Annotated in this window: 7 protein-coding genes; all 7 read right to left on the bottom strand. The window is 67.2% G+C overall.

The window, feature by feature from the left end; genetic code table 11:
• The coding region (locus tag ADBZ5N_RS16115) for a wax ester/triacylglycerol synthase domain-containing protein (protein ID WP_526259124.1) at nucleotides 1-282 on the bottom strand (282 nt) is incomplete at its 3' end.
• A gap of 45 nt (nucleotides 283-327) precedes the next feature.
• Nucleotides 328-2,268 carry a hypothetical protein gene (locus ADBZ5N_RS16110; protein WP_526259122.1) on the bottom strand — a complete coding sequence of 647 codons (1,941 nt, stop codon included), beginning with the start codon at nucleotides 2,266-2,268 and terminating at the stop codon, nucleotides 328-330.
• 71 nt (nucleotides 2,269-2,339) lie between these two features.
• Nucleotides 2,340-3,101 carry a glycoside hydrolase family 16 protein gene (locus tag ADBZ5N_RS16105; protein WP_526259120.1) on the bottom strand — a complete coding sequence of 254 codons (762 nt, stop codon included), beginning with the start codon at nucleotides 3,099-3,101 and terminating at the stop codon, nucleotides 2,340-2,342.
• A gap of 41 nt (nucleotides 3,102-3,142) precedes the next feature.
• Entirely contained in the window at nucleotides 3,143-4,444 is a 1,302-nt protein-coding gene (locus tag ADBZ5N_RS16100) for a lipopolysaccharide biosynthesis protein (RefSeq protein ID WP_526259118.1), read from the bottom strand.
• Entirely contained in the window at nucleotides 4,441-5,679 is a 1,239-nt protein-coding gene (locus tag ADBZ5N_RS16095) for a glycosyltransferase family 4 protein (RefSeq protein ID WP_526259116.1), read from the bottom strand. Before ADBZ5N_RS16095 ends, ADBZ5N_RS16100 begins: the two co-directional genes overlap by 4 nt.
• Entirely contained in the window at nucleotides 5,676-6,779 is a 1,104-nt protein-coding gene (locus tag ADBZ5N_RS16090) for a glycosyltransferase family 4 protein (protein ID WP_526259114.1), read from the bottom strand. Before ADBZ5N_RS16090 ends, ADBZ5N_RS16095 begins: the two co-directional genes overlap by 4 nt.
• On the bottom strand, nucleotides 6,776-7,443 hold a 668-nt coding region (locus tag ADBZ5N_RS16085; RefSeq protein ID WP_526259112.1), incomplete at its 5' end, for a glycosyltransferase family 2 protein. The genes ADBZ5N_RS16090 and ADBZ5N_RS16085, both read right to left, overlap by 4 nt.

Raw genomic sequence — 7,443 nt, 5'->3', positions numbered from 1 at the left:
GCTGCCCGGCGAAGGCAGCGCGGAGCGACGGACGTGGTAGGTGATATCGAAGTCCGGGTCGTCGATCCAGACCGGCCGCGCGATACCCGGCGTCACCTCCCGCACTTTTTGCCGGTACCGCGGAATCTGCGGCAGCCTGCGCTCCACGGTTTGCAACAGGCTGTCGTAGCTCAACCCGCCACGGGGCCGGCGCAGGATCGACAGCGACCCCACGTACACCGGGGTCGTGGAATTCTCCCTCTGGTAAAACGCCGCATCCGACGTGGACAGCCGGCTCACCATGGCTTCGAGCTCTCCTCGTTCACGCCTGACACGGTAACCGCGCCGCTACGACTCCCTGGAACGAGCCGAAGCCCGACCCGCCTTGAACAGAATCAGCAGCGCTCCGACGCCGGCGATCGCCGCGATTCCGCCGGCCACCCACCAGAACCAATCCTGCTGGCTGCCCTGCGTCGCCGAGTCGTCCTGTGCGGAATCGGTGACGAGGGGGCTCGGGACGGTCAGCGGCGCACCGTCGGGGATGGAGATGATCGCTCGGCCGTTGAGGCCCGACCAGCGTCCTGAACCGTCCAGCCAACTCAGCAATGAGTCGAGCTGCGACGGTGCGCCGTTCGAGGTGGCGATCATCACTGCGCGCTGCCCGTCGAAGATGGTCTGAATGGAGCCGAATCTCGTCTGGGGCTCCAGGGTCATCGACAGAGGCTCCCCGTCGGGGTCGAGGCCCTGAACGGTGATCTTTCCACCATCGGTGTTGAACGGCAGCGTGAAGGACTGATCGGTCCAGCCTCCGGAGGCAATCAGAATCGCCGAACCGCCGCCGTCGATCGCTTCCCTGACGCTCTTCACCTCGCTCATCAGCGGAACAGCGCTCAGCCGTTGCAGGCCCACCGCGATTCGGGCCGCGCGCACCGTGTCGGCGAAGGCGTCCTCGCCGATTCCGAAGTCGATGCGCGGCATGAGCGCCTGGGGGAACGATTGGAATCCGCGGGGAATCGGCGGACTTGCGGTGCCGACCTGAACCGTCGACGCGGGGTCGATCCGCAAGGCGATCGGCAGGTGGTCCCCGCAGCGTCCCGGGTTGCCGGTGGCGCGCACGGCGACTTCGAGATTGACGGAGCGTTTGATCAGACGCGCCGGGATCGTCAAAGAGCGGTCGATGATTCCGTCGTCGGTGGCCGCCCACCGATCGAGGACCTCGCCGCCGACGGTGACGGTCGACTCACCGCCGAAATTCCCGGGCAACGGTGTGTAGGAACCGACCAGATGAATCCGGATATCGGCCAGTGGATGCCCGAAACGAGTCTGATCGACCTCGATGTTTACCTTCGGCCACAGCGCCTCGTCCAGCAGTTCGGTCTGATTCAGGTCCGCGAGTGTGGTGCTGTCGGGGACGAATTCGGGCTCGGGTAGCGGCCCGGGGACCGCCGTGGTGCTAACGGCGAGCTTCAGCGATTCGTCGCTGAGCAATCGAGCCTGATCGACGAGTTCGGCGCCTTCTCCGGAGACCAGCAGTGACGGGAAGCCGCCGCCCTGCAGCGAAAGTCCTTTTTCGGCGCCTTCCTTGACGACGATCTTCCGCTCCAGTGGAGCCGAGGGCGCACGGAATGCGGTGGCCCCCTCGGGAAGCGGCACCACCACGACGTCGGGCTTCTGCCCATTGCGCTGGGCGACCGCGGTGGCCACCTGTACCGCAGCGCTGGACTCTGCCGGTGACGGCTTGGCCGGTAGCCCGATGGTCACCTTGCGAAGTACCGAGGGAAGAAAGTCGGCAACCGTCTTCGGGGACACCTCGGCGCCAGAGAAGACAACCGCGGCGTCGGTCAGCCGTACCGGTGCGTAGTCGTCCCAGCAGTAGTCAGACGCCGGCATCACCGTCAGGGCCAGGTCAAGAGTGAGCCACTCACCGGACAGCTGCACGCCACCGAGTGGAATCACCAGGTCGCCATCGCTGTCGAGCGGCAGACCGACCCGGCTGATCTGGCGACCGTTCTGGCTGACGGTCAGGGTGCCGAACCGCAGCAATACCGGTAACTCGATTCGGGCACGCATCTCCTCGGGAACCAGGCCGGGCAACACCGGGAAGCTCACCGATTTGCTGGCGTTGAACCGATTGACGGTGAATGCGATCGTGCCCGACACGCCCATATCGGGAAGTTCCAGGACAGGCGCCACGATGCCCCCGCCGCCGGGAGCCGGCTCGGCCGCCGTCACCGGTGAGGTCCACAGCAAAGCTGCGAGAACGCCCGCCAGCGCTCCGACACGACGCATGTTTCCCCCTTGGTTCAGTTAGGCAACCGGATGCTTCCGGAAGCGACCGTTCGTTCAAACCTAGCGGGAGATCATTTCAGCGGCGTGAATCGCAGGTAGTCGACGATCATCGCGGCCGGCAAGGGCGTCGAGTCATCCGGCGGTCCCGGCCAGTTTCCACCCACCGCGAGGTTGAGCAGAACGAACATGGGTTCGCCGAAGATCCACGGCGAGTCCGGCGGCAGGACGTCCGGGTCGAACGATGCGAGCACCGAGTCGTCGATTCCCACGGTGACGCTGTCCGCAGTGCGCGTCACCCAATAGTCGTGGAAGTCGGTGGACAGGTCGGCGATAGGGCCGGAGGCCTCGGGGTCGGCGCCTGGGGCATGAAGAGCGACATGGTAGGTGTCGGCGGTATTGATCAGTTCGATGATGTCGATCTCGCCGCACTGCGGCCAGCCGACCGTCTCGATGTTGGACCCGAGCATCCAGAACGCCGGCCAGAGGCCCTGCCCGGACGGGAACTTGATTCTCCCGACGAGGGTTCCGAGTCCGAACTCGAGCTTCCCGCGAGTAACAACCCGACCGGAGGTGTAGCGGTCTGAGTCTCGGCGGGCGGTGATCACCAGGTGGCCCTGGCCGTCCAGGCGGACATTGTCCGGGGAGTCGGTGTAAGTCTGAAGGCTGCCCTCTTCCCAGCCGTGTACCGCGGAGGGGCCGACATCGACGGTCCAGTACTGCGGGTTCGGCCCGGCACCGGCCGGCCCGTCAAAATCCTCGACGAAGTCGGTCACGACCAGTGGACCCGCGGCCGCCCCGGTAGCACCGAGGGGCAGTGCGACCAACAAGGGCACGGCCCCAGCGGCCATGACTCTGGTCGCCCGGATCCGCCATCTCACAACGCCACCCCACCGCGATCCCGGGCGGGAATCTCCACCCGACCACGATAGGTCCGCCATACCAGCGGCCCGCATACCAGGATCTCGAACCCGACCGCGGCCAACCAGCCCAGGCTGAGACCCACAAGTCCACCGAGATGCGCGCCCAGGGCGGCACCGGCAATCTCACCGGCGCCCAGGACAGCCATCAACAGGCCCTCACGCCCCTCGTTTCCGACCACCCGCGCCAGGGTGACGTGGTGATCTTTGATGACGGTGCCCAGACCGCCCAATGCAAGCACGATGAGGACGACGTGACCGTTGTCTGCATACGCCTGGCCGAAAATGCTGAGCACGAGCCCGCCGAGCAGGGCGAGCGCGGCAACCGCCACCGTGCAGATCAACAGCGCGATCCGCAACGTGAACCGGAACTCAGCGACGAACGTGCTCGAATCCCGGGCACCGGAGGCGAACAGCGCCCACGCCAAAGCCATCGGCAAGAAGAACACGAAACCGGCCAACGACCAGGTGGCATACAGGTAGGCGGCCTGCTCAGAGCCAAGGATGACGTTGGCGACGATCGGCATCGCGAAGTACGGCACCAACAGCGAGGTGTTGAGACTGTGGTGCTTGGCTGCCGCGAAGTGCATTCCGCGTAACGCCGAAGGACGGGGCAGCGCCCGGCGCAGCGACAACCCGTAGCGACGTGCCAGCATGACGACCGCCACCATGAAAGAGATGACATTGGCCAGCAGCCAACTCGTCACGATGGTGAGCGAGCCGAACCTCGCCAATGCGGTGGCAAGAACGACGATCAGGATGAGTTTGACCACGGATTGAACCAGATTGCGGCTCAATTGGATTCCGCTGCCGGCTACCGCCAGGAAAGCCTGGTCGATGACGACGCAAATCGTCTGCGATGCAACCAGCGCGACGAAAACCGCTGTGGCAAGGGGCTCGTGGCCGACCCCGGGGATACCGAGAAAGGAATCGGGCAACACCAGCGCGCACATCAGCGCGATGAGGCTTGCAGTGATCGCAGCGGCCAGCGTGGCGGTCGACACCAGCGCACTGCGGCCCTTCTGCATGACAGGAAGCCGCACCATCATCAGCGTTCCGAGCCCGAAGATCGACAGCGGCGCCAGCAGGCTCACCGCGGAGATCGCAGTCGACGATTCACCCACCGCGGTGGCCGGAAAGGTCCGCGCCGCCACCGTCCAGAAGATGAAGCCGAGTCCGGCGGTCATCACGGAACTCGTGGCCAGGCTCGCAGCGCTGCGCAGCAGAAAACGCAGTTTGCCCGGGTCTTGCAAGTTCATCCGGCGGTCTTCGGCTCGATCGCATCGTGGTACATCTGCTCGATGCGGGGTACGACCGCGCTCACGGTGAACTCACGGGCCCGCCGCCAGCCGGCGATACCGAAGGCCCGGGCCGTCTCCGGTTGCCTCAGCAGCGCGGCCAGCGCCCCGGCCAGGGCCGCGGAGTCCCCCGGCGGCACCAGCAGCCCCGTACTGCCATGCACCACCATGTCGATGATGCCGCCCGAGGCCGCCCCGACCACCGGCCGACCGGCCGCCATCGCTTCCAGGACCACGGTGGGGCAGGGATCCGACCACACCGACGGAACCACTACCGCTCGGGCGGACCGGAACAGCCCGACCACGTCCTCGTGGGGAAGCTGACCCACCCACCGCGCCCCCGGCGGAAAGCGCCACGCGTCCGGCACCGGCATGCGGCCGGCCAGCACCAGTTCCGGCGGGGATTCCAGCTGTTGGTAGGCATCGAGCAGAACCTGCACACCCTTGTCGGCGGTCAGGTCCCCGGCGAACAGCAGCGGGGCATCGGGACGGGTGGGCGCAAGGTCGTCGGCGATGATGTCATCAGGGATGAAGTTCGGGATGACCCGCGCGGTGAGGCCGGCGCTGTGCAGCCAGTGTCCGGCGGGAATGGCCACCGCGTCGGCGACAGCACTGCTGACCGCGGCCACCGCAGCGATCCGCCGGGCGCGCCGATGGGCTGCGGCCGCGTTGGCGGCCACCGTGACCGCCCCGTTGACCGGGCCGTAGTGGCCCGAGGCGCATGACAGGCAACGCCGTGGAGCCGGACCCGGACAGCGGGTGCGCCCATGCTCCATCATGCGTTTCGTCGCACAGATGTGGCTGTAGTCGTGAAGTGTCATCACCAGCGGCACGCCGGCTTTCGCGGCGGGACCGAGTGCGCTGTTGACGATCCAATTGTGAGCGTGGGCAACGTCATAGCGGCCACCGGCGAACTCGTGGGCGATGGCACGACTGGCCTCGGGATCAGGCAACGGCAACGCGTGCGGGCGGGACGGGTCGCTATAGAGAACCGGCAGCCGGGACGCCGCGGTCCGAACCCGCACCACGCGGACACCGTCGACGACGGTCGCGCCGGCCGGGTCCTCCCCGGTCGCGAAGCCCAGCAGCGTCACCTCATGGGAACGCGCCGCCAACGCGCGGGCCAGATTCCAGACGTGGCGTTCCTCTCCGCCGGCAACCGGTGGCAGGAACTGGGCCAGTTGCAGGATCTTCACCTCGCCACCTGCAGGTAGAGATCCTTGAGCTCGCGGGCGCAATCGTCCCAGGTGGGCAGCAACTTGGGCGGCGTCCGGGCAGACCCGGCGACGGTCATCACCGCCGCTGCGATCTGACCGGCCGAGGCGTCCACTGGAATCGTCGTGGCCAGGCCAGCTTCACCCAGTTCGGTCAATCCCGACGTGTCGGCGAGCAGCGCCGGGGTCCCGGTGCCGAGCGCCTCCATGACCGCCACCGGGTGCGCCTCGTAATCGCTGAGCAGACACATCACGTCGGCGTCGGCGATCACCTTGCCCATGGCGCCCCGCTCTTCGGGGCCGAAGCTTCGGAACAGCACATGGTCGGCGATCCCCAGCTCTGCGGTCATTTCCCGCAGCCGTGCTTCATAGGGCCCACTGCCGATGAGCACCAAGGTCGCGCCCGGTGCGGACTCGAGAATCAGGGGCATGGCCCGCAGCACCCGGTGGTGTCCCTTGTACTCCTCGAGCCGGCCCACCGACACCACCAGCGGGCTACCGTCGATTCCGGGGGCGCAGGGATCCACCGGCAGTGGCTCAGACCCGTTGCGGATCAGGCGGATGGCCTCTGCGGGAATCCCCAACGTCCGGGCAAACAGCCGACGCTCGTACTCACACACCGCAACCAACGCAGCGGCGGACCTCAACAGTGGACCCATGAGTGTGAACTGCAAGGGGCGCAACAACTCCCGTAGACCGGAGGAATGCCCGCCGGTGTGGAAGGTCAGCACGGCAGGCGTGCGCGTGCGTCGCGTGGCCGCAAGCGCGGCGGGCGCGACGAGGGTGTGGACTCCCTGGACGTGAATGGCGTCGTAGGAATCCCGAGCGTCGAGTAGATGCCGAACAAGCCCGGGTGCGACGTAGTAGTCGCGGGATCGCGGGTAGGCCGGCCAGCGCAGGACGCGGTAGCCCGACATGGTCTGGGAACCTGGCAATTCGCCGGTGGTGTCGGTGGTCAGCACCGTGACCTCGACACCGGATGCGGCCAGCCGCCGTGACACCTCGTGGACGTGGGTTTCGATGCCGCCCATGAACGGCAGCGCGCGCGCGGCAACCATCCCGATCCGCAACGGCCGGCTCATGGCACTGCCCGCCGCCGAGCCCACACCCCGGATCCCGCGCCGACGATGTAACCCGCTGTGGTGTAGGCCAACCCGATGATGATCACCCCGGCAGTCAGCAGCCCGGCGGCGTCCCCTCGCAGTGCCCGCCGCAGTCCGTGCAGCACACCCAGGGGCAGGGTCACCGTCGAGTAAGCCCGCTCGGAGGCCAACCCGGTCTGCGTCCCGACGCTGCGGGTCACCAGAGCCTTGGACAGCCCTTCGGAGTAGCACCGACTCCGGAAGTAGGCGAAGGTCTGCCGATCGGCAGGAACCCGATGAATCACCTCGGCGTCCCCGTCATGGAGGAAGAATCCGCCCGGGCGCCGCTGTGCGGAACGGATGCAGAACTCGGTCTCCTCGCCACCGACCGGGCGCCGGACGCTGGCGGATCGGCCGATCCCGCTGGTGAATCCGCCGTCGTCGAACAATTCCCGCCGGAATGATGCGTTGGCCCCGATCAAGTTGCGGACGATACCCGTCCGCCGGCCGGTGTAGTCGCAACCCACGACCCAGTCGAACTCCGGGGGAAACCAACGCGGCCGCCCGACAACCCATTCCGGTTCAATGCCGCCGCCGACGCCCAGCACGTTCGGGTCGCGGTAGTGACGGGCCAGTGAGGCAAGCCAGCCGGGTCGCGCGGCGG

The organism is Mycobacterium sp. (genome assembly GCF_044370595.1).
In the GTDB taxonomy this organism is placed as follows: domain Bacteria; phylum Actinomycetota; class Actinomycetes; order Mycobacteriales; family Mycobacteriaceae; genus Mycobacterium.
This window is presented reverse-complemented; position numbering and strand designations above follow the sequence as displayed.